15 protein-coding genes and 1 pseudogene are annotated in these 18349 nt (G+C 71.8%); 7 read left to right on the top strand and 9 right to left on the bottom strand.

Annotated features, from left to right (window positions below; all coding sequences use genetic code 11):
• Window positions 1-29 precede the first annotated feature (29 nt).
• The 3 genes from AIIKEEIJ_RS03655 to AIIKEEIJ_RS03645 all read left to right on the top strand — a co-directional run bounded on the left by AIIKEEIJ_RS03655 (window position 30) and on the right by AIIKEEIJ_RS03645 (window position 2134).
• Complete coding sequence (locus AIIKEEIJ_RS03655; protein ID WP_161994955.1) at window positions 30-602, top strand: DUF4126 family protein; 573 nt, start codon at window positions 30-32, stop codon at window positions 600-602.
• A 23-nt stretch (window positions 603-625) separates the two neighbouring features.
• A complete protein-coding gene (locus AIIKEEIJ_RS03650; protein ID WP_006945011.1) occupies window positions 626-1585 on the top strand; it encodes an alpha/beta hydrolase family protein in 960 nt (319 codons plus the stop codon).
• A 312-nt stretch (window positions 1586-1897) separates the two neighbouring features.
• A complete protein-coding gene (locus tag AIIKEEIJ_RS03645; protein WP_006945013.1) occupies window positions 1898-2134 on the top strand; it encodes a hypothetical protein in 237 nt (78 codons plus the stop codon).
• Window positions 2135-2157: 23 nt separating this feature from the next.
• Here the strand turns inward: AIIKEEIJ_RS03645 and purH are convergent, their stop codons facing one another.
• From purH to AIIKEEIJ_RS03625, 4 genes are all read right to left on the bottom strand, one after another.
• Window positions 2158-3723: a bifunctional phosphoribosylaminoimidazolecarboxamide formyltransferase/IMP cyclohydrolase gene (gene purH, locus AIIKEEIJ_RS03640; RefSeq protein WP_161994954.1), complete on the bottom strand. Its 1566-nt coding sequence runs from the start codon at window positions 3721-3723 to the stop codon at window positions 2158-2160.
• Window positions 3710-4357: a phosphoribosylglycinamide formyltransferase gene (gene purN / locus AIIKEEIJ_RS03635; RefSeq protein ID WP_081637056.1), complete on the bottom strand. Its 648-nt coding sequence runs from the start codon at window positions 4355-4357 to the stop codon at window positions 3710-3712. The genes purH and purN overlap by 14 nt, the downstream gene beginning before the upstream one ends.
• 54 nt (window positions 4358-4411) lie before the next feature.
• On the bottom strand, window positions 4412-6040 hold the full coding sequence (locus AIIKEEIJ_RS03630; RefSeq protein ID WP_161994953.1) for a cell division protein PerM: 1629 nt from the start codon (window positions 6038-6040) through the stop codon (window positions 4412-4414).
• A gap of 66 nt (window positions 6041-6106) precedes the next feature.
• A complete protein-coding gene (locus AIIKEEIJ_RS03625; protein WP_161994952.1) occupies window positions 6107-7357 on the bottom strand; it encodes a DUF5336 domain-containing protein in 1251 nt (416 codons plus the stop codon).
• A 107-nt stretch (window positions 7358-7464) separates the two neighbouring features.
• Here AIIKEEIJ_RS03625 and AIIKEEIJ_RS03620 point away from each other — a divergent pair, with 107 nt between their 5' ends.
• Window positions 7465-8088 carry a YigZ family protein gene (locus AIIKEEIJ_RS03620; protein WP_161994951.1) on the top strand — a complete coding sequence of 208 codons (624 nt, stop codon included), beginning with the start codon at window positions 7465-7467 and terminating at the stop codon, window positions 8086-8088.
• Between the two features lie 70 nt (window positions 8089-8158).
• Here the strand turns inward: AIIKEEIJ_RS03620 and sucD are convergent, their stop codons facing one another.
• The 3 genes from sucD to AIIKEEIJ_RS03605 all read right to left on the bottom strand — a co-directional run bounded on the left by sucD (window position 8159) and on the right by AIIKEEIJ_RS03605 (window position 12106).
• Window positions 8159-9061, bottom strand: coding sequence for a succinate--CoA ligase subunit alpha (gene sucD / locus AIIKEEIJ_RS03615; protein ID WP_003937757.1), 903 nt, complete (start codon window positions 9059-9061; stop codon window positions 8159-8161).
• Window positions 9062-9076: 15 nt separating this feature from the next.
• Window positions 9077-10246, bottom strand: a complete 1170-nt coding sequence (gene sucC, locus AIIKEEIJ_RS03610; RefSeq protein WP_006945023.1) for an ADP-forming succinate--CoA ligase subunit beta — start codon at window positions 10244-10246, stop codon at window positions 9077-9079.
• A gap of 144 nt (window positions 10247-10390) precedes the next feature.
• Complete coding sequence (locus AIIKEEIJ_RS03605; RefSeq protein ID WP_161994950.1) at window positions 10391-12106, bottom strand: hypothetical protein; 1716 nt, start codon at window positions 12104-12106, stop codon at window positions 10391-10393.
• Between the two features lie 226 nt (window positions 12107-12332).
• Here AIIKEEIJ_RS03605 and AIIKEEIJ_RS03600 point away from each other — a divergent pair, with 226 nt between their 5' ends.
• Window positions 12333-13376: a peptidoglycan DD-metalloendopeptidase family protein gene (locus tag AIIKEEIJ_RS03600; protein ID WP_161994949.1), complete on the top strand. Its 1044-nt coding sequence runs from the start codon at window positions 12333-12335 to the stop codon at window positions 13374-13376.
• 77 nt (window positions 13377-13453) lie between these two features.
• Here AIIKEEIJ_RS03600 and pcrA read toward each other — a convergent pair whose 3' ends face one another.
• Window positions 13454-15898, bottom strand: a complete 2445-nt coding sequence (gene pcrA, locus AIIKEEIJ_RS03595) for a DNA helicase PcrA (RefSeq protein ID WP_065922907.1) — start codon at window positions 15896-15898, stop codon at window positions 13454-13456.
• A gap of 289 nt (window positions 15899-16187) precedes the next feature.
• Here pcrA and AIIKEEIJ_RS03590 point away from each other — a divergent pair, with 289 nt between their 5' ends.
• Window positions 16188-16496 (top strand): chorismate mutase, encoded by a 309-nt coding sequence (locus AIIKEEIJ_RS03590; RefSeq protein ID WP_029541984.1) that lies wholly within the window; start codon window positions 16188-16190, stop codon window positions 16494-16496.
• A gap of 135 nt (window positions 16497-16631) precedes the next feature.
• Here the strand turns inward: AIIKEEIJ_RS03590 and AIIKEEIJ_RS03585 are convergent, their stop codons facing one another.
• Window positions 16632-18083, bottom strand: coding sequence for an aldehyde dehydrogenase family protein (locus AIIKEEIJ_RS03585; RefSeq protein WP_161994948.1), 1452 nt, complete (start codon window positions 18081-18083; stop codon window positions 16632-16634).
• Between the two features lie 79 nt (window positions 18084-18162).
• Here AIIKEEIJ_RS03585 and AIIKEEIJ_RS03580 point away from each other — a divergent pair.
• Window positions 18163-18349 (top strand): annotated as a pseudogene (locus AIIKEEIJ_RS03580) (glucose-6-phosphate isomerase); the annotation flags it as partial.

The following is an 18349-nucleotide window of genomic DNA, read 5'->3' as shown; positions in this document are numbered from 1 at the left end:
ATGTCGGCGGCGATCCCTACACTCCCGCCATGGACACCTGGCTCCTCGCGGCACTGCTGGGCCTCGGGCTGGCCGCCGCCACCGGCCTGCGCACCTTTCTCCCGCTGCTGATGCTCGGCACCGCGGTGCACTTCGGCCTGTTCGGGATCGCGCTCAACGAGTCGATGCAGTGGGTCGGGTCGACGGGCGCGCTCGCCGCCCTGGCGATCGCCACCGTCGTCGAGATCGGCGCCGACCTGGTCCCCCTCGTCGACAACGTCCTCTCGGCCGTCGCCACCGTCGTGCGGCCCGTCGCCGGCGCGCTCGCCGCCTGGGCCGCGTTCGCCGATCTCGACCCGGCGATGGCGGCCCTCGCCGGCATCGTCGTCGGCGCCCCGGCCGCGATGGCGGTGAGCACGGTGCAGACCGGCACCCGCGCGGCGAGCACGGTCACGACCGCGGGACTCGGCAACCCGGCGCTGTCACTGCTCGACGACCTGCTCTCCTTCGTCACGTCGTTGATCGCGCTCGTCGTCCCGCTGCTCGTCGTGCCCCTGCTCGCCGGCTTCGCGTGGGCCGTCCACCGCGGGTACCGAGGGCTGAGCCGCCTGCGGACGGGCTGACCGGTTCTGATAGACACGACGCCATGGCGGACACCGACATCTCCTTCTCCAGCGGCGACGTGACCCTGCACGGCAGCCTGCGCGTGCCCGCCGCGGGCGACGGGGACGTCCCCGCCGTGCTGCTGCTCGCCGGCAGCGGTCCCACCGACCGCAACGGCGACAGCGCGCTGCTGCCCGGCCCGATCGGCACCCTGCGTCACCTCGCCGACGTGCTCGAACGCAACGGTTTCGCCAGCCTGCGCTACGACAAGCTCGGCAGTGGCGTCACCGGCCTCGGTCCGTACGACGTCTCCGACGTCGCCGACCTCGGATTCTCCACCTTCATCGACGCCGCCACCGACGGCCTGCGGTTCCTCGCCGGACAGCCGGGCGTCGACGCCGAGCGGCTCTACGTCGTCGGGCACAGCGAGGGCGCGCTCATCGCCCTCTCCCTCGCCCACGCCGGCGCGCCCGTCGCGGGCATCGCCCTGCTCGAGCCGCTGGCGGTGCGGCTGCTGGACCTGCTCACCGCCCAGATCGACGCCCAGCTCGACGCCGTCGTCGACGCCGGTCAGCTCCCGATCCAGGTGGCCGACGAACTGCGTCTCGCCCTCGCGGACGCCGTCGAATCGCTGCGGGCCGACGGCACCCTCAGCGACACCCTGCCCGAGCCGCTCCGCAACGCCGGACTGGTCTCGGCCAACGCAAAGGCCCTCGCCGAGGAGGACGCCCTCGATCCGCGGATGCTCGCGGCCCAGCTCGACGGGGCGCTGCCGGTACTCACCAGCGTCTCCGCGAAGGACATCCAGGTGCGGGTCGAGGACGTCGACGCCCTCGACTCGGCACTCGTGCACACGAGCCTGACCTCGCTGCGCCTGCACCGGGCCAACCACGTGCTCAAGGACATCGGCGACCAGCAGTCCACCGGCGCCGACTACATCGCCGATCTGCCCTTCTCGGACGAGTTCACCCGCGGTTTCGAGGCGTGGCTCGCCAAGCTCTGACCCGCCGCCCGAGATGGGCGGAAAACAAGAGATGTCAGATTCGCGTTACTCGGGTATGGTGTCCGGTTAACCCGTAGGAACACACGAGAAAGGTACGGTCCGATGCGAGACGACAAGGTCATCGCGGCGAAGTCGATGCGCATTGCCGTACCCACCTGGTGCCGACACACCTACGCGTACTTCCACTTCGCCAAGTGGCAACCCCGGGAATGAGTCGACGACTCGAAAGACTCCTTCTCGGGCACCCGGGCACATCGCCTCGGGTGCCTTTCTTTATCCCGTACCGATCTTGTCCAGTAAGAGGAGAACACGATGAAACTGCGACTCGGCGCCACCGGCGCCGTCCCCAAGGACCTGCCCGACGATCTCACCGGTCACGCGATCACGATCGACCTGAGCCACGTCGGCACCGAACAGGCCGCGGCCGCTGCGGACCTCATCCGCGAACTGCTCGACCGCGGTGCCGCCCGGCTGGTCATCTCCGACGCCCGCGACGCCGCGCCGCGGACCGTGACCCGCCCGGCGACCGGCCACCCGCACGCGGCCTGACGGCGCGGGCGGCCGGGCGGCGCTCAGTGCGCGAAGTGCCGTGCGCCGGTGAGGTACAGGGTCACGCCGGCCTCGCGAGCGGCCTCGATCACCTCGTTGTCGCGCACCGAACCACCCGGCTGCACGATGGCCTTGACGCCGGCCTCGGTGAGCACCTGCAGGCCGTCCGCGAACGGGAAGAACGCGTCCGATGCGGCGACGGATCCGGTGACACGGTCCCCGGCGCGTGAGACCGCGAGCCGGGCGGAGTCCACGCGGTTGACCTGGCCCATGCCGACGCCGACGGTGGCGCCGCCCGCAGCGAGCAGGATCGCGTTGGACTTCACGGCCCGGCAGGCGCGCCAGGCGAACTCGAGATCCGCGAGGGTCTCGGCGTCGGCGGCCTCGCCGCAGGCCAGCTCCCAGTTCCCGGCCGAATCACCCGGCGCCGTGAGGGTGTCGCGCTCCTGCAGCAGCATGCCGCCGGAGATCTGACGCAGCTCGATCTGCGCCGCCTGCGGCGAGTCGGCCCGCAGGATGCGGATGTTCTTCTTGCGGCTGAGCACCTCGACCGCGCCGGCCGCGTACGCCGGGGCGATGATCACCTCGGTGAAGATCTCGGCGACCTGTTCGGCCATCGCCACGCTCACCTCGCGGTTGACGGCGATCACGCCGCCGAACGCGCTCACCGGATCGCACTCGTGCGCCTTGCGGTGCGCCTCGGCGACGGTGTCGGCCACCGCGATGCCGCACGGGTTGGCGTGCTTGATGATCGCGACGCACGGCCGGTCGTGGTCGTGCGCGGCGCGCCAGGCCGCGTCGGCGTCCTGGTAGTTGTTGTAGGACATCTCCTTGCCGTGGAACTGCTCGGCGCGGGCCAGGCCCGGCTCGCCGGCCTCGTTCACGTACAGCGCCGCCGCCTGGTGCGGGTTCTCGCCGTACCGCAGCACGGCCGCACGCTGCCACGTCGCACCGGCCCAGGCCGGGAACCGCTCGGCGGCGTCCGCCTCCGGGACGGCATAACCGGCGTTCATCCAGCTCGCCACCGCCACGTCGTAGGCGGCGGTGTGCTGGAACGCCTGGGCGGCAAGGGCTTTGCGCTGCGGCAGGGTGAAGCCGCCCGCCTTGACGGCGTCGAGCACGTCGTCGTACCGGGCCGGGTCGACGACGACGGCGACCGACGGATGGTTCTTCGCGGCGGCACGCACCATGGACGGGCCGCCGATGTCGATCTGCTCGACGCACTCGTCGGGGGTGGCCCCCGAGGCGACGGTCTGCGTGAACGGGTACAGGTTCACCACGACCAACTCGAACGCCTCGACACCGAGCTCGGCGAGCTGGTCGAGGTGGTCCTGCTTGCGCGTGTCGGCGAGGATGCCGGCGTGCACTCGCGGGTGCAGCGTCTTGACCCGGCCCTCGAGGCACTCGGGGAAGCCGGTCAGGTCCTCCACCTTGGTGACGGGGATGCCGGCGCCGGCGATGGTCGCGGCCGTGGAGCCGGTGGAGACCAGCGCGACACCCGCCTCGTGCAGACCCGTCGCCAGTTCGACCAAACCGGTCTTGTCGTAGACGCTGACGAGTGCACGTCGCACAGCCTTACGTTCGGTCACTGGGGATCACGGCCTTTCGTCCATCGGATACAACTCCACGGGTGGCGACGGCGGCGACCACGTCGGCCAGCAACCGTCGCTCCACAACCTTGATGCGTTCGTGCAGGGTGGCCTCGTCGTCGTCGTCGAGGACCGGCACGGGTTCCTGCGCCAGGATGGGGCCGGTGTCGACACCGGCATCGACCAGGTGCACGGTCGACCCGGTGACCTTCACCCCGTAGGCGAGGGCGTCGGGGACTGCGTGCGCGCCGGGGAACGCCGGCAGCAGCGCAGGGTGGGTGTTGACGATGCGGCCGCCGAACCGGTGCAGGAAGGTCGGCCCCAGGATCTTCATGAAACCGGCGGAGACCACCAGGTCCGGCTCGTGCGCGGCGACGGCGTCGGTGAGGGCGCGATCCCACGCGGCGCGGTCCGGGTGCTCACGCAGCACGACGCGGAGATGCGGGATGCCGGCGGCCTCGGCATGCCCCTCGGCGGCGCACTCGCGGTCCACTCCGACGGCGACGATCCGGGCGGGGTACCCGTCCGTGTGCGTCGCGTCGATCAGCGACCGCAGCAGGCTTCCGGTGCCCGAGGCGAGGACGACGACCCGTGCCGGCGCAGTCGGCGGCAGCTGGTCACGCGAGGCAGTCAGCGCTCTACTCCTGGAACTCGAGAGGGGTCGGCCGGATGCTCGGCCGGGTAGAGCCTAGCCCTTGGGGGGTGCGGCCCCCTCCGGCAGGTCACCGTTGCGCTCCGGCGGCGCGCCGGCATCCTGCTCGGTTACGCCGGACCCGCCCGGCTCGTCGGCGGCGTCCTCGAGCTCCGCGTCGGCGACGTCCACACGCTCGTCGTCGGCGGGGTCCACGCGCTCGGCGGGGTCCTCGCCCTCGGTGCCGGCGTCGGCGGGGTCCTGCTGCCCCTCGGGGCCGTCCTCGACGATCTCGGCCTCGAGCACGTCGGCGGTCGGCGTCGCCGGGCCCGCCTCGAGCGCCTTCGCCTCGTCGAGCGGGGTGGCGTCGGCCTCCGCGACCGGCTCGTCGTCATCGGGATTCTCGGCGGCGGCGGTCTCCGTGGCGGACTCCTCCGCGGCGGCCGACGCTCGGGCGGCCTCCGCCGCGGCCAGGCGGTGCTCGCGCCACAGCAGCAGCTGCGACGTGACGAGGCCCAGCAGCCCCGACCACGCGAATACCAGAACCCCGGCAAGCCACCAGTTTCCGCCGACCACGCCGAAGATCCCCAGGGGGCCACCGGCGACCCACGTGGCCAGCGCGCTCGTCGCGCCCGTGAGCGCCGCCGCAGCGACCACCGTGAGCGCGGCGTCGGTGGACGACACGTACTCCCCCCGGGCCCGCGCCTCGAGGTGGCGCTGGGCGACGTACCGTCCGAGCAGCGCACCCACCGTCGCGGGAACGGCCAGCAGCACCGGCCAGAACGGCGCGGCCGGTCCCGGTGGGATCACGGCGAGCACCGGCAGTGCGGGCAGGTCACCGCCGGTCGCCTCGAACAGGCTCAGGGTCACGTCGCCGAACTGCACCGTGCTGCCGGCCACCACGGCGGCGGCCCCGATCAGCACGTTGGGCAGGTACAGCACCGACAGCACCGTCAACCCGAGTGCTCCGGTCACTCCCCCGCCGCGGCCGATCAGGTCACCGACCACGGTCCACGACCACAGCAGCCCGAGTACGGTCACCACCCCGGCCGCGGCGAACATCCCCAGCACCGCGCGGGCCGCGGGGCGCACGGCGGCGACCAGCCAGTTCGGCACGCCGTAGCGGACGGACAGCGGCCGCCACGTCCGGGCACCGATGCCGAGCCCGGCCCCGAGCAGGTAGAGGGCCGTCACCCAGGCCAGCGCGGCCGCCGGATTGGGGGTGACGACGGGCAGGACACTCGCCGCATCCTGGATCACGATCAGTGCCACGATCGTGATCACCGTCGGACCGGCGAGGGTGGCCACGGCGATGCGTGAGGCGTTCCGACGATCGAGCGGACGGCCGCCGAGCGCGACGAAGGCGTCGGTGGCCGAACGCGCAGCCCGGGCGGTCAGCCACACCAGCACCGCCGTCGGCAGCAACGGCAGCACGCCGAGCGCTACCCCGTCGATCGTCAGCGTCACCTGATGCAGGGCCAGCCAGCTTCCCGCGATCGCCGCGTAGATGCCGGTCAGGTCGCTGCTCGCGGCCACCATCGTGGTCACCACCAGCGTGGCGATCAACGCGAGGGTCACTGCCGGCACCCTGGCCGCCGTGCCGAGCAGGATCCGCAGCTGCTCCGGTTCGACCGGGTTGCCTTCCGGGGTGGTACGCCGGTCGGACCGGCCTAGCGTCGAGGTCATCGTGTCGAGAGTGTCACCCGGCGACGGTCGTGACGGTCAGGCGCGCCGCAGCACGTGCGGGAGCCGTCACCGCGGCTCGTCACCGGGGCGGAACGCCTGCGTCGGCGCCGGGTCCGACGTCCGCTCGGCGTCGTCCTCCGACGGACGCCCCGCGGCATCCTGCTCGGAGTCGGCGTGCCGGGGGGCGAGCACGGTCGGCTCGTCCGCGCCGCCACCGGCGGGCTCCCCCGGCCGGCCCGAAGGACCGGGCGACCCGGCGCCGTACGGGGCCTGGGCTCCCGTCGGGGTGTAGGCCTGCTGGCCGGGGTGCTGCCCCTCGGATTGCGGCCGGTCGACGCGCAGCGGCTGGCTCAGGTGCTCGGTCTGGGCGCCGTAGTCCGGGCTGGGGTAGTGCTCGCGCGGCTGCGCGCCCGAGTACTGGGTGCCCGGGTACTGGGATCCCGGGTACTGTCCGGACGGGTGCTGCCCGGACGGATACTGGCCGGTGGAGTACTGCCCCGACGGGTACTGCCCGGTGGAGTACTGCGGCTGCTGGTAGCCGGGGTACTGCGCCGAGGACCCCGAGGGGTAGGCCGAGGACCCCGAGGGGTAGGCCGAGGACCCCGAGGGGTAGCCGGAGCCCTGCGTTCCGTATCCGCTCGACGCCGCGCCGGGAGCGTAGCCCTGACCGGACGGATAGCCCTGCCCCGCGCCGGCACCCTGCGCTCCGTAGCCCTGGCCGCCGTACCCCTGACCGCTGTAGCCCTGGCCGCCGCTGTACCCCTGGCCCACGCCCTGCCCGCCGCCTCCCTGGCCGCCGAACGACTGCGCGGGCGCGCGGCGCTGGCCGGGCACCAGGATGCCGATCCCGAAGAGCAGCGCCATCAGCGCGAGCGCAGTCTGCAGGAAGCCGAGGACGAGGATCGACACCCCACCCCACGAGATGCCGGTGTCGTCGGGCAGGTGGAAGAGCTGGAACAGCGACACCACGAAGCCGACCGCGGAGGCCGCCACCGCAACGGAGCGCAGGTCCTGACCCGGTAGCAGCGACAGTGCCGCAGCCGCGCCACCGAAGAGCAGGAAGGCCAGCGGCACGACCGCGAACCCGAAGTCGAACGACGACAGCGCAACCTGGGTGCCGAAGGAGATCCGCACGTACGGGGCCAGGCCGAGCAGGAAGTTCAGCACCGCCAGCACCGCGACGGCGATCGGCAGGAGCAGCGGCACCACCTTGTCGGAGCCACGGGAGGCGAGGCTGGATCCGCCCCCGGTCGACGACCCCGTGGGACCTGACGGGGTGTCGGACCGGCCCGTTCCCGAGCCTGCTGGGTAGGTCATCGCTCCTCCTGATGTCGTCGGCTGCTCTGTGACCAGCCTAGGCACGATCACCGTGGGCGGCAGGAGTCCCGCGAATCCGGCGAATCCCCACCGGCGAGAATGTGCGCATGCCCAGCAGCCTCGAGCCCGGAGCGGACGTCGTCGCCGAGACGGAGATCAAGCATTCCCGCTTTCTCGCCGCGCTGCGTCGCGTCGACTCGGATACCGCCGCGCTCGCCTTCGTCGAGGAACAGCGGAGGCTGTATCCCGATGCGCGGCACCATTGCTGGGCCTTCGTGGTGGGCGACGAGCCGGCGCACCGGGCGGAACGGTCGAGCGACGACGGGGAACCGGGTGGCACGGCCGGGGTGCCGATGCTGCAGGTGCTGCACCATCGCGATCTGGTGAACGTCGCGGTGGTGGTCACCCGCTGGTTCGGCGGCATCAAGCTCGGCGCGGGGGGACTGGTCCGGGCGTATTCGGGTGCGGTGGCCGTCGCGGTCGACGCGGCGACGCTGGTGCCGCGGGAGCGACGGGAGGTGTTCACCCTGGCGGTGGGGCACGGTGACGCCGGCCGGGTGGAGTCGGAACTACGGGGCCGCGGGGTGAGCGTGCTCGACGTGTCCTACACGGAGCGTGTCGTCTTCACGGTCGCGGCCCGGGATGCGGCCGGGTTGCGGAGCGTGGTGGCGTCGGCGACGGCCGGCGCCGGCGAGCTCGAGCCCGTCGGCACCGAATGGGTGGACGGGTAGGCAGCGGAGCTGCCGGTGCGTCCTTTGGGCGGTCAGGACCGCCCAAAGGACGCACCGGCGGCGGAGCCGCCTACAGCGACTGCAGGATCTCGCGCGCGAGAGCGGCGGTCTCGGACGGCGTCTTGCCGACCTTCACGCCGGCCGCCTCGAGGGCGTCCTTCTTGGCCTGCGCGGTGCCCGAGGAGCCGGAGACGATGGCGCCGGCGTGGCCCATGGTCTTGCCCTCCGGAGCGGTGAACCCGGCGACGTAGCCGACGACCGGCTTGGTCACGTTGGCCTTGATGTAGTCGGCCGCGCGCTCCTCGGCGTCGCCGCCGATCTCGCCGATCATGACGATGAGCTTGGTCTCGGGGTCCTTCTCGAACGCCTCGATGGCGTCGATGTGGGTGGTGCCGATGACCGGGTCGCCGCCGATGCCGATGGCGGTCGAGAAGCCGAAGTCACGCAGCTCGAACATCATCTGGTAGGTCAGGGTGCCGGACTTGGACACCAGGCCCACCGGGCCCTTGCCGGAGATGTTGGCCGGGGTGATGCCGACCAGCGACTCACCCGGGGTGATGATGCCGGGGCAGTTGGGGCCGATGATCCGGGTCTTGTTGCCCTTCTCGACGTTGTAGGCCCACGCGTACGCGGTGTCCTGCACCGGGATGCCCTCGGTGATGACCACGAGCAGCGGGATCTCCGCGTCGATGGCCTCGATGATGGCGTCCTTGGCGAACTTCGGGGGGACGAACGCGATCGAGACGTCCGCGCCGGTCTCCTTCATCGCCTCGGCGACGGTACCGAAGACGGGCAGCTCGACGGCCGAGCCGTCGGCGGCGGTGTGGGACACAGTGGTGCCGGCCTTGCGGGCGTTGACGCCGCCGACGACCTGGGTACCGGCCTTGAGCATCAGGGCGGTGTGCTTGGTGCCCTCGCCGCCGGTGATGCCCTGGACGATGACCTTCGAGTCCTTGTTGAGGAAGATAGACATGTTCTCCGTGTGTCCTTACTTCGCGGCGTGCGCCAGCTCGGCGGCCTTGTCAGCGGCCTCGTCCATGGTTCCGACCAGCGTGACCAGCGGGTGGTTGGCGTCGGCCAGGATCTTGCGGCCCGCCTCGACGTTGTTGCCGTCCAGGCGGACGACCAGCGGCTTGTTGGCCTCGTCGCCGAGGATCTCCAGCGCCTTGACGATGCCGTTGGCGACCGCGTCGCACGCGGTGATGCCACCGAAGACGTTGACGAACACGCTCTCGACCTGGCCGTCGTTCAGGATGACGTCCAGGCCGGCGGCCATGACCTCGGCGGACGCGCCGCCACCGATGTCGAGGAAGTTGGCGGGCTTGACGCCGCCGTGCTTCTCACCGGCGTACGCGACGACGTCGAGGGTCGACATGACCAGGCCCGCGCCGTTGCCGATGATGCCGACCTGGCCGTCGAGCTTGACGTAGTTCAGGTCGTGCTCCTTGGCCTTGGCCTCGAGCGGATCGGTGGAGTCCTTGTCCTCGAGCTCGGCGTGCTCGGGGTGGCGGAAGCCCGCGTTCTCGTCGATGGTGACCTTGCCGTCGAGGGCGAGGATCTGATCGTCGGGGGTGCGCACGAGCGGGTTGACCTCGACCAGGGTGGCGTCCTCGGCGACGAAGACCTCCCACAGCTTCTGGATGGTCACGGCCGCGGCGTCGAGCACGTCGGCGGGCAGGTGGCCCTGCTCGGCGATGCTGCGCGCGAACGCGAGGTCGACGCCCTTGACGGCGTCCACGGGAACCTTGGCGAGACGCTCGGGCTTGGTGGCCGCGACCTCCTCGATCTCCATGCCGCCCTCGACCGAGCACATGGCCAGGTAGGTGCGGTTGGCCCGGTCGAGCAGGAAGGAGATGTAGTACTCCTCGGCGATGTCGCTGGCCTCGGCGACCAGCAGCTTCTTGACGATGTGACCCTTGATGTCGAGGCCGAGGATGTTCTCGGCGTGGGTCTTCGCATCCTCGGGGGTGGCGGCGTACTTCACGCCACCGGCCTTGCCACGACCACCGGTCTTGACCTGGGCCTTGACCATCACAGGCTTACCGATTTCCTCGGCGATCGCCTTGGCATCGTCGGCCGTGTCGGTCACACGACCCAGCGACGTCGGCACACCATGCTTGGCGAAGAGTTCCTTCGCCTGGTATTCGAAGAGATCCATCTGCTCACCGTCTCGTCTGCGTTGACGCCCGCTCGAGGGGTATGAGCGGGTCCGTTCGGACTGTAACTAGTCGGAAGTCCCACCAAACGCCCGCACTCCTGGTATGTGTCGCATGTCACCGGAGCGAGGGGCCCGAGGGGTACCTCACGGATTTTCCTCCCGGATTGTGAGCCACGCCGCAGCCAGGAGGAACACCACCCCAAGGATTGCAGGCAGTGTGAGGACGCCGTTCACCGGCTCCTGCTCCGGGCTCCGCACGAGCAACCACGACGCCGCATACAGGGCCACCGACGCCGCCGCGCCGAGCAGCAGCACACCGCCCCGGGCCGGCCGCGACCGCGCTGCGACCAGCACCGCTGCGACCACCGCGACGGCGAGCAGCACCCGCCCCCACACGTCGTAGCCCCACGGATAGCCCAGGACCGAACCGGCCCCGGGCTGCACCGGCAACAGCACACCGGCACCGGCGACGAGAGCCGCAGCCGCGCCCACCGCGCGCACGACCGGCCCGGCGATCCGTTCGACGGAGGTGTCGATGCCGTCGCGTTCCGCACCCCCGGCCAGCACGACGAGCACCCCCGTCGCCGCCGCCCCCAGGATCGCGGCGCCGGCCAGCCACGCGCCCGGCCCGGCACCGACGCCGGGCAGGTCCGCGGCGAGCACCCAGGACTGCAGCACCGCCCCGGCGGCGGTGACCACCGCGACGACCGGCACCGCGACGGCGGGCCGCAGCGGGGCGGCGAATTCGGAGAGCAGCAGCCACACGCTCAGCGCCAGCACGAGCAGGCCTGCGGCGAGCAGCAGGCGAGTGGCCGGCAGGTCGGGCGCCGGCGCCCCGGCCGGGACCGACAGGGTGGGCAGCAGCGCACCCGCCGTCGCGACGACGCCGGTGGCAATCCCCGCGACGCCCGCGGTGACGTGCCGGCGCAGCATCGCCGGGACGGACGTGACCGCCCTGGGCACCGGCCCTGCGGCGCGGGCGGACCGGGCGACGAGCCGGGGCAGTGCGACCGGGGCCGCGACGAGGGCGACGGCGGCGACCACCCCGACGGCGGCACCGGGCGACGGCGCGAGCCGCTCACCGGTGAGGCCCGCCGCCAGGCGCGGGCCCAGGATGCCGAGCGCACCGAGCCCCGCACCCGCCACCAGGCCCGTCGCGGCAGCCGGCGAACCGGTCACCAGCGCCCACGTCGCCGTCAGCACCACCGCGACCGCGGCGGCCAGGGAACCGATCGCGGTGGCCGTGGTGGCGTCGAGGACGCCGGGGCCGAGCAGCACCGGGTCGTCCGAGACGAAGGGCGGGGCGAGGAGCGCACCGGCCGCGACCAGGGCCGCCACCGCCACCGCGGTCGCCGCCGGGGCCCCGACGCGCACACCCACCGGGCCGTCCTCGCCGGGCACGTGTGCGGGGTCGGCCCCGAGCCGCCGGACCGCGACGGCCCCGAGGACTCCGGCGCCGACCGCGGCGAGATGGCCGGCGAGGACGACGCCCGCGCCCGGGCCCGCCGTGAGGCCGGCGGCGGTGAGGGGCCGGAAGAGCTCGAGCCGGTCGGCGTCGAGGGCGTCGGTGAACAGCGCGACGTCGAGCAGGGCCGCGCCGAGTGCGACGAACCCGGCCCCCGCAAGCAGCGCGCCGGCCCGGATTCCGGCGAGGAGCCCGGGCCGACGGGCGAGACTCACCGCGCCGACGGGCACCGCGAGCGCGGCGGCGACGGCGACGAGCGTCGCGGCGCCGAGGGCGGCGCCGACGGGCCCGGCGTCGGCGCGGACCGCCGGCAGGAACGGCGCGACCGCCACGGCGATGGCGCCGAGCACGGACAGGACGAACGCGGCGACGAGGACGGGCGGGCGGCTCGGCACGCCCCGACGCTACGGCGACGTTCCGATTCATCGCGGCGTGACACACCGTGAATATTCGGTATCGCGCCGTAACCGAAGGAACGTTTCCATATACGCCCAGCTCAAACTGTGATGCCAGTCACAAGGCCCGATTTCCAGCCCGTTTGGGTTGCCACGCTTGCGATCGTTTCGTTACCGTCGCTTCGGTCCGAATAACGGTCAGGTCACGAACGGAGGACGGCAGTCGATGCACACTTGCACTCCACGCGCCGACAGCCGTCCCGGCAGCGGGTTCGGTGACTTCGAGTCCACGGAGGCCACCGACCATCTCTATCCGGGCCACTGGCAGCCGCACGAGCGTTACCTCGACGAGGGCCCGGCGGACGATCTAGACGTCTCGAGCATTGTGAACTTCCGCAACACCAGTACCACCGAGCAGTACGAATTCTATGGCACCGAGCCGGCCGAGCCGCTCACCGCCCCCGGATCACCCGACAGCGATCTGGCCGCCCCCACTCGTCGCGGCGGCGCCCACCGGGTTCCCACTCCCCCCGCCGCCCTCAAGGGCCGCGCCGCGGTCCTCGCGGTCGCCGCCGGCGCCGTCGTCGCCGCGGGCCAGGCCGCCGCCAGCGGCCCCGCCCAGGAGTCCGAGCACTCCGAGGTCGCCCTCGCCGCGGACGCCACCGACTCGCACGTCATCACCGCCACCGCGGTGCCGCAGGCCGCGCAGTTCGCCCCGGAGACCGAGTCCGAGGGCGCCGCCCCGTCCCAGGCCCCGCAGGTCCTCAACATCGCGGACCCGAACGACCTCTCCCAGTTCTCGAACCTGCTCGCCAAGGGCCAGCGGTTCAGCGAGGAGCGCGCCGCCCGCGAGGCCGCTGCCCGCCGCCCGCTGTTCGTCCTTCCGGCCGCCGGCGTCTTCACCTCCAGCTACGGTGCCCGCTGGGGCACCCTCCACGCCGGGGTGGACATCGCCGGTCCGATCGGGACCCCGATCCTCGCGGTCGCCGACGGCACCGTCATCGACTCCGGTCCGGCGTCCGGCTTCGGCATGTGGGTGCGCCTGCGCCACGCGGACGGCACCGTCACCGTCTACGGCCACATCGACCAGTCCATGGTGACGGTCGGTCAGCAGGTCATGGCCGGCGACCAGATCGCCACCATGGGCAACCGCGGCCAGTCGACCGGCCCGCACCTGCACTTCGAGGTGCACCTCAACGGCATCGACAAGATCGACCCGCTGCCCTGGCTCGCGACCCGCGGCATCTCCCTCGGCATCCGGAACGACTGACCTCCGGCGTTTCTCGCGAAACGGGCCCCGCACCGGCTGGTGCGGGGCCCGTTTCGCGTCCGGCCGGGAACCCGGGGTCAGAGCTTGACCATCGGCACGCCGCCGACGAGCATCAGCCGCACCTTCCCGGCGCTGCCGAAGTCGATGACCACCGTCGCCGTCGGCCCGGAGCCGCGGGTCTCGAGGACCGTGCCGAGGCCGTACTTGTCGTGGCTGACCCGGTCGCCGACGGCGAGCACGAGATGGTTGTTGCGCGAGCGCGCGGCCCCGAAACTCGGTGTCGACTGCCGGTCGTCGCCGAACCGGGACGCTCCACCCCCGAAGCCGGAGCCGACTCCGCCGTAGCCGCCCCGGCCCCGGCCGGCTCCGATGGCGTGACCACCGGCCACCCCCGGATCCTCCCGGCGCCACTCCACGAGTTCCTGCGGAATCTCTTGCAGGAAGCGCGATTCCGGATTGGTCACCGGCTGCCCCCAGGCCGAGCGCAGCACCGCCCGGCTCAGGTAGAGGCGCTGCCGCGCGCGGGTGAGCCCGACATAGGCCAGGCGCCGTTCCTCCGACAGCTCGGCCGGGTCGCCGAGCGCTCGCATGTGCGGGAACTGCCCGTCCTCCCACCCGGTCACGAACACCACCGGGAACTCGAGACCCTTGGCGGTGTGCAGCGTCATCAGGGTGACGACCCCGTCGCCCTCCTCGGGGATCTGGTCGGCGTCGGCCACCAGCGACACCCGTTCGAGGAACGCGGCGAGCGAGCCGGGCTCGGGCTCCCCCTCCGCGCCCTCCCGTTCCTCCTCGAGACCCGCGGCATTGCGGGCATCCGAACTGAATTCCCTTGCCACGCTGACCAACTCGTTGAGATTGTCGAGCCGCGTGCCGTCCTGCGGGTCGTCGCTGGCCTCGAGCTCGGCGCGGTAACCGGTGCGGTCGAGGACCGCCTCGACGACGTCGCCGATGTCGACGAGGTCGTTGCCGTCGGCGTCGGTCTCGGTGAGCATCCCCCGCAGCTCGTCCATGAGGTCGACGAACGCGGCGATGGCCTTCTGCGAGCGGGTGTTCAGCAGGGGCACGGTGCCCTCGGCCGCGTCGCGCAGGGCCCGGCCGAACCCGACCGCCGTGCGTTCGGCGTGCACCGCCACGCAGGCCTCCGCGCGGTCGCCGATGCCGCGACGGGGGGTGTTGAGGATACGGCGCAGGCTGACCGTGTCGTCCGGGTTGGCGAGCACCCGCAGGTACGCGACGAGGTCGCGAACCTCCTTGCGCTCGTAGAAGCGCACGCCGCCGACCACCCGGTAGGGCACGCCGTGCCGGATGAACACGTCCTCGAGGGCACGGGAGGAGTTGTTGGTGCGGTAGAACACCGCGACGTCGGCGAACCTGGCCTCACCGGCGTCGACGAGCCGGTCGATCTCCGCGGCCACGAACTGCGCCTCGTCGTGCTCGTTGTCGGCGACGTACCCGGTGATCGGTTCCCCCGCGCCGGAGTCCGTCCACAACCGCTTCTCCCGTCGTCCGGTGTTGCGCGCGATCACCGCGTTGGCCGCCGAGAGGATGTTCTGGGTGGAACGGTAGTTCTGCTCGAGCAGGATCGTGCGAGCGTCGGGATAGTCGCGTTCGAACTCCTCGATGTTGCGGATCGTCGCGCCGCGGAACGCGTAGATGGACTGGTCGGCATCGCCGACGACACACAGCTCCCCCGGCGCGACCGCATCGTCCGTCACGGTGTCGTCCGCACCGCCCACGAGCGTGCGCACGAGCACGTACTGCGCGTGGTTGGTGTCCTGGTATTCGTCGACGAGAACGTGGCGGAACCGTCGGCGGTAGTACTCCGCCACCTGCGGATGCGCCTGCAACAGTGCCACCGTCTCGCCGATCAGGTCGTCGAAGTCGAAGGCGTTGGCCGCGCGCAGCCGCTGCTGGTAGTGCGCGTAGACCCGCGCGACGATCCGCGGCAGTTCCGCCGCCTCGCGGTCCGCGTCGGCCGCGGCCTCCTCGGGGCCGATCAGCTCGTTCTTGAGATTGGAGATGTGCGTCGCCAGCAGCCGCGCGGAATACCGCTTGACGTCGAGGTCGAGATCCTTGGCGATCATGGTGAGCAGCCGCCGGGAGTCGTCCGCGTCGTAGATGGTGAAGTTCGAGTTCATCCCCGACAGCAGCGCCGACTGCGCCCGCAGGATCCGCACGCAGCTCGAATGGAACGTCGACACCCACATGCTGTTCGCGCGCGGACCGACGAGGTGGGCGACGCGCTCGCGCATCTCGGCGGCCGCCTTGTTGGTGAACGTGATCGCCAGGATCTGGCCCGGCGCCACCCCACGCTCACCCAGCAGGTACGCGATGCGCCGGGTCAGCACCGCCGTCTTGCCGGAACCGGCCCCCGCGACGATGAGCAGCGGAGACCCCGTGTGGGTCACGGCCTCCCGTTGCTGGGGATTGAGTCCCTCGAGCAGCGCGTCGGGGGTCATCGCCCGCACCCCCGAGTTCGACGCGGGGACGGGACGGCCGGAGGCAACGGGTGTGTTCATCGTGGTACCAAACTACCGGCGATCGCCGACAGCCGTGCCGGCCGGGCCGGGGCGATTCGGCAGGTATGCCTTACTTGGCCGGTTCGGGGACGGGTGGCAAACTGAACGTCATGTCATGCGCTCCACGTCGCCACTATCGGCGACACTTCCATCGGTGTGAGAGCCGATGACCGAGGCCTGACCACACCCGAGGCTTCGGCTGCTGCGCCACCGAAGTCCCGAGCCGACGGCCGGACCGGTAACGCCCGCAGTATCCGAAGCGATCCCAGAGCTGACGCGAGGAGACGACATGAGCACCAACACCGAGGCCGCCGGTTCCGGAGCCAGCGCATCCGACGCTGCCCTGCCCACCACCGAGGCGGAGATCGACGAGCTCCGCAAAGAGATCGACCGGCTCGACTCCGAGATCCTGGCGGCGGTCAAACGCCGCACCGAGGTCTCGCGCATCATCGGCCAGACCCGCATGGCCTCCGGCGGTACCCGCCTGGTGCACAGCCGCGAGATGAAGGTTCTCGAGCGCTTCAGCGAGCTGGGCCAGGAGGGTCACACCCTGGCCATGCTGCTGCTGCGGCTCGGCCGCGGCCGTCTCGGTCACTGACGCCACGGCCGTCCGGGTCACAGAGGCCACGGCCGATTCGGCCACCGAGGCCACGGCCGATTCGGTCACCGAGTCCCGCCGGTACGCCCCCGAGCCCGTCGGTCCCGACGCTCGGGGGCGTCACCGTCGCGCAGGTCACTGCAGCGCGATGTACTTCGTCTCGAGGTACTCCTCGATGCCTTCACTGCCGCCCTCGCGGCCCAGCCCGGAGGCCTTGACACCGCCGAACGGCGCCGCCACGTCGGAGATCACGCCCCGGTTGACGCCCACCATGCCGGACTCGACGGCCTCGGCCACCCGCAGCGCCCGGTCCAGGCTCTGCGTGTAGATGTACGCGGCCAGTCCGTATTCGGTGGCGTTGGCCGCATCGATCGCCTCCTGCTCGGTGTCGAACCCGGCCACGGCGGCGACGGGGCCGAACACCTCCTCCCGCAGGATCCGGGCCTCGGCCGTCACCCCGTCGAGCACGGTCGCCGGGTAGTACCACCCCGGGCCGTCGGGGACGGATCCGCCGAGCCGGAGGCTCGCCCCGGCCCCCACCGCGTCCTGCACCAGCGCGCCGACGGTCTCCCGCTGGCCGGCGTTGATCAGCGGCCCGAGTGTGGTGCCGGGGTCGGTGCCGCGCCCGAGCCGGTACTGCGCCATCCGCTCGGTCAGCTTCTTCACGAACTCCTCTCGCACCGAGTTGGCGACGTGGAAGCGGTTCGCGGCCGTGCACGCCTCGCCGCCGTTGCGCAGCTTCGCGGCCAGCGCGCCCTCGACCGCGGCGTCGAGGTCGGCGTCGTCGAACACCAGGAACGGCGCGTTGCCGCCCAGCTCCATCGACGTGCGCAGCATCGCCTTCCCGGCCCGCTCGGACAGGGCCCGGCCGACCCCGGTGGAACCGGTGAAGGTCAGCTTGCGCAGGCGGGGATCGTCGATCAGCGGACCGGTGACCGCCCCGGCGCACGACGTCGGCAGCACGGACAGCACCCCCTTCGGCAGGCCGGCCTCGGCGAACAGCTGGGCGAGCAGCAGCATCGTCAGCGGGGTCTCCGACGCGGGCTTCATCAGGATCGTGCAGCCCGCAGCGAGGGCGGGACCGATCTTGCGGGTGCCCATCGCGAGCGGGAAGTTCCACGGCGTGATCGCCAGGCACGGTCCCACCGGCTGCTTCGTCACCAGGATCCGTCCGTTGCCCGCGGGCGCGTGGGTGTAGCGGCCCGCGATCCGCACCGCCTCCTCGGCGAACCAGCGGAAGAACTCGGCACCGTACTTGGCCTCGGCCCGGCTCTCCGGCAGGGCCTTGCCCATCTCCAGGGTCATCAGGAGCGCGAAGTCCTCGGCACGTTCGGTGATCCTCGCGAACACCGAACGCAGCAGTTCGCCACGTTCGCGCGGCGGGGTCGCGGCCCACTCGTGCTGGACGGCCACCGCGGCGTCGAGGGCGCGGACGGCGTCCGCCGGACTCGCGTCGGCGACGTCGGTGAGCGTGTCGCCGGTGGCGGGATCGTGGACGGGGAAGGTGGCGCCGTTCTCTGCGGCCACCCACTCCCCGCCGAGGAACAGTTCTGTCGGTACGGTCCGGATCAGTTCTTCGGTGTCCATGACCCACATCATGCGCTCCACGACCCGAGCGGATTCCGAACCCGCCGGTAACTACGGCCCCGCACTAGGCTCTGAATTCATGAGCGACGTGACTCGAACCGCACCGTGGCAGCAGCTGTCCCAGCACCGTTCGGAGCTCGAGGCGGTGGATCTGCGGGGGTTGTTCGCGGCGGATCCGGGGCGGGCGCAGCGGTTCTCGCTGACCGTCGGGGAGTGGTACATCGACTACAGCAAGCATCGGATCACCGACACCACGGTGGGGTTGC

Origin of the sequence: Rhodococcus sp. YH1, from assembly GCF_009939605.1 — a bacterium.
In the GTDB taxonomy this organism is placed as follows: domain Bacteria; phylum Actinomycetota; class Actinomycetes; order Mycobacteriales; family Mycobacteriaceae; genus Rhodococcus; species Rhodococcus aetherivorans.
This window is presented reverse-complemented; position numbering and strand designations above follow the sequence as displayed.